Origin of the sequence: Acinetobacter sp. T_3_1 (assembly GCF_025377055.1) — a bacterium.
GTDB classification, from domain to species: Bacteria; Pseudomonadota; Gammaproteobacteria; order Pseudomonadales; family Moraxellaceae; genus Acinetobacter; species Acinetobacter kookii.
This window is the reverse complement of record NZ_JACHVD010000041.1, coordinates 1-3,227: the sequence shown is the minus strand read 5'-3', so window position 1 is coordinate 3,227 and position 3,227 is coordinate 1. Positions and strand designations below refer to the sequence as shown.

Genomic DNA, 3,227 nt, shown 5'->3' with positions numbered 1-3,227 from the left:
CGTTCAGCGAGCATTTCTTGAAGTTCACGATAGCTGATGCCATATTTACAATACCAACGAACAGCCCAAAGAATGATTTCACCTTGAAAGTGCCGACCATGGAAGGGATTCATCTGCTGTATCTCGAAATAAATAAGATATTTAGCTTATCATGTCAGCCTATTTGCAACAGTGCCAAAATTCCTGGGTGAAGTAGAATGGAACCGCAAGAAACATCAACCTAAATATTGTCGCCTATGGCGTAAACTCCACATTTATATAGATGCAGAAACACTGCAAATACGGGTAGTTCAGCTCACAAAAAAAATGTCAGTGATTCACAGGTACTCGGTGATTTACTCAGCCAAATTCAACAAGATGAGCAGATTGGTTCCGTTGACACCGTCTATATAGATGGTCTTATGACACGAAACATTGCCGACGGGTGATCGTAGCTCGACAAGCATATGCTTGGATGGTTTGGAAGAAATATCAGCTTTTGAAGGTTTGTGCAACAAAGCCACTCCTAAATTAGAAATACATTTATCATTTAACTGTAGTTAAATAATCAGCCCACCATTGCATCATTTCATGCCTATGTTCTAGATATTGAGCGTGGTTATAGCTAGCCCGTGTTTTGTCTTTATCTGTATGAGAAAGCTGAGCTTCAATCCAGGAATGTTGAAAAAGTCCCGATTCATTTAAAATGGTACTGAGCGTCGAACGTAAGCCATGCGAGGACAATTGATGTTTATCATAACCCATACGTCGGATGACACTATTCAAGGTATTAAAATGTAAGGGTTTATCCTTTTGTCGCGGACTAGAAAACACATATTTTTCACCAAATGACCATTCTAATGAGGATTTAACAACCTCTACTGCTTGGGTAGATAGTGGAATAATATAATCGGGTATATCAAAGCCTAAAATAACTTTACGCCTAAATTGTTTTACATGTTTCGCAGGAATACGCCATATTTTGTTTTTTAAATCAAAGTGTTGTGGTTCTGCTGCCAGAATTTCGGCACCACGTGCTCCTGTATATAATTTTAACCATAATGCTTTTTTAATAATTGGATGGCTATTAACTTCATTTAACCGCAAAGTAAATCCGGCTAGATCCTCACCGGTTTTTAAATACGGGTAATGTCGTTTAATTTTCTGTGTAATTAATACTTTATGTAAACCACTCGCAATATTAAATTCACAATATCCCATTGCCACAGCATAGTCATACAGCTGATTTAAATAACTACATGCTTTTTTTGTGGGTTCTTTAACTCCACGGGACTCAATTTTTCGGATTACACTGACCAGTTCAAAACGTCTAATTTCTTGAAATGGCAGCTCACCTAATTCCGGTAAAATATCACTTTCTAGACATTTTTGTGCAAGTTGTACAACACCACAGCGTGGTTCATCATCTAAAGCGTTTTTTCTTTTAAAAGCTAGCCACTCCTCTGCTACTTGTGAAAATAGTAGCACATGATCTTTTTTGTTAGATCGGTGTGGATACGTTTCTATTAATTTCCGTTCATCTCTTTCGGATCTTGCCTCTTTCAGGCTCATGTCTGGATAAACGCCAAGTTTGATACGAGATCGTTTATTGCTTCCAGGAACTGAAAAACGATAACTCCATGACTTGGTTCCATTTGGTTCAATCTTAAGACTAAGACCATCATCGTCGGCTAGGAAGTAAATTTTCTCCCTTGGTTTAGCTTGGCGAACCTTGGATTCTGTAAGACTCATGATATTAAATGAAACCATCAATGGCACTGTTCACTTTAATTATATCAAAATATATAGAAACTTATATGATGCGTAACATACGCATCACATATAATTTTAATTAATTGTTTTAATTAATATATTTATTTGAATATTAGTTTTAGGTAACCATACTAATAACCACTTGTGTTCATCTCAAAAGCGCATCATTAATTTAAAAACCTACCGTTGCATTCTAGTAAAGGAAAAGTAAGAAAAAAATTGTGCAAACTGCACTATTTCTAGCTCTAATTATGGGGACTCTAGTGAAGCAGAAAATACCAGACTTAAAAAGATGTATGCTGAAGAACTTTTAAAAGCAGAGATTATCCTGGAAGTGATGTCAAAAAAGTGGTGAAGCCATCTCAGCAACGTCAAATGGCACAACAGGCAGTTGCTCACCATGTTATTAGTATTCGTTTAGCTTGTCGTGCATTTAATATCAGTGAAACTTACTATCGTTATCAAGCTAAACTCACTAATGAGAATGCGCTCATTGAACTGACAGAAGAAAATGCAGATTGGGGCTTTGGTCTGTGTTTCTCTTATCTACGTTATGTTGAAAATTATGGTTGGAATCACAATTGTATTTATTGTGAGTTGGCACTAAATCTACTTATTAAGCCAAAAAGAAGATTAAAGAAAGCAGCATGTACCAGAACCACTAAAAGAGCCTATCCGTGCAAATTACGGAATCAATAACTACTTGGACAGTAATTGCTGAAGATTAAAATAATTTTTTCCTATTTTTTACATAGACTTACCTTCTAAATTAAATACAGAATTAGCAAATAACTCTTATTCAACAAATCTATCCATAGCAATTATTTAATGGCATGATATATATCAATGGTAGATATCATATCTGGAGAATAAAAATGGAAATTGCAAAAGTTTCTCAAACAGGTCGAAGTCAGGCTGTTAGATTACCCAAGGCATTTCGCTTTAATGGCAACGAAGTTGCTATTAAACGTTTTGGTCGTGGTGTCTTGTTACTACCTATCGATAATCCCTGGGACATTATGTTAGAGGCAATTAACGAGTTTGAAGTAGAATTTCAACTGGAACGAGCTGATCAAGATGAGCAAGTGCTTGAGGACTTCAAGTGATTTACCTCTTAGACACAAACATCTGTATCTACATCATCAATCATAAACCTCTGCAAGTTTTTGAACATTTCAAGTAATTTCAGCTTGGACAGTTAACTATTTCAATTATAACCGCATCAGTGTCAACGGCATTCTAAAACTGCCCCCTTTTACCTTACAAATGGCAAAGTAAAATTGTCCCCTTTGATCTCGTATTAAGTTTCAACCTAGTGCTGAATCCCCATTCTTTTTTATCCTCTTAGATTAGCATTTGAAGTGCAACACCATGTTGTTGCCATAATACCTGACTCGGACTTTTAAAGCCGAGTCTTTTTCTTGGGCGATGATTCAAACGTTGAGTGATTTCTGCAATATATTCATCCGTATAGG

General features: G+C 36.2%; 2 protein-coding genes and 4 pseudogenes. 4 read left to right on the top strand and 2 right to left on the bottom strand.

The window, feature by feature from the left end:
- A pseudogene (locus H4I94_RS16055) lies at window positions 1-113 on the bottom strand (IS6 family transposase); the annotation flags it as partial.
- A 55-nt stretch (window positions 114-168) separates the two neighbouring features.
- Here H4I94_RS16055 and H4I94_RS16050 point away from each other — a divergent pair.
- Window positions 169-451: pseudogene (locus H4I94_RS16050) on the top strand (transposase); the annotation flags it as partial.
- Window positions 452-525: 74 nt separating this feature from the next.
- Here the strand turns inward: H4I94_RS16050 and H4I94_RS16045 are convergent.
- Complete coding sequence (locus H4I94_RS16045) at window positions 526-1,731, bottom strand: tyrosine-type recombinase/integrase (protein ID WP_261183716.1); 1,206 nt, start codon at window positions 1,729-1,731, stop codon at window positions 526-528.
- Between the two features lie 286 nt (window positions 1,732-2,017).
- Here H4I94_RS16045 and H4I94_RS16040 point away from each other — a divergent pair.
- The 3 genes and pseudogenes from H4I94_RS16040 to H4I94_RS16030 all read left to right on the top strand — a co-directional run.
- Window positions 2,018-2,397: pseudogene (locus H4I94_RS16040) on the top strand (IS3 family transposase); the annotation flags it as partial.
- 230 nt (window positions 2,398-2,627) lie between these two features.
- Window positions 2,628-2,858, top strand: coding sequence for an antitoxin (locus tag H4I94_RS16035; protein WP_261183715.1), 231 nt, complete (start codon window positions 2,628-2,630; stop codon window positions 2,856-2,858).
- Window positions 2,855-2,932, top strand: a pseudogene (locus tag H4I94_RS16030) (VapC toxin family PIN domain ribonuclease); the annotation flags it as partial. The gene H4I94_RS16035 and the pseudogene H4I94_RS16030, both read left to right, overlap by 4 nt.
- Window positions 2,933-3,227: the final 295 nt, after the last annotated feature.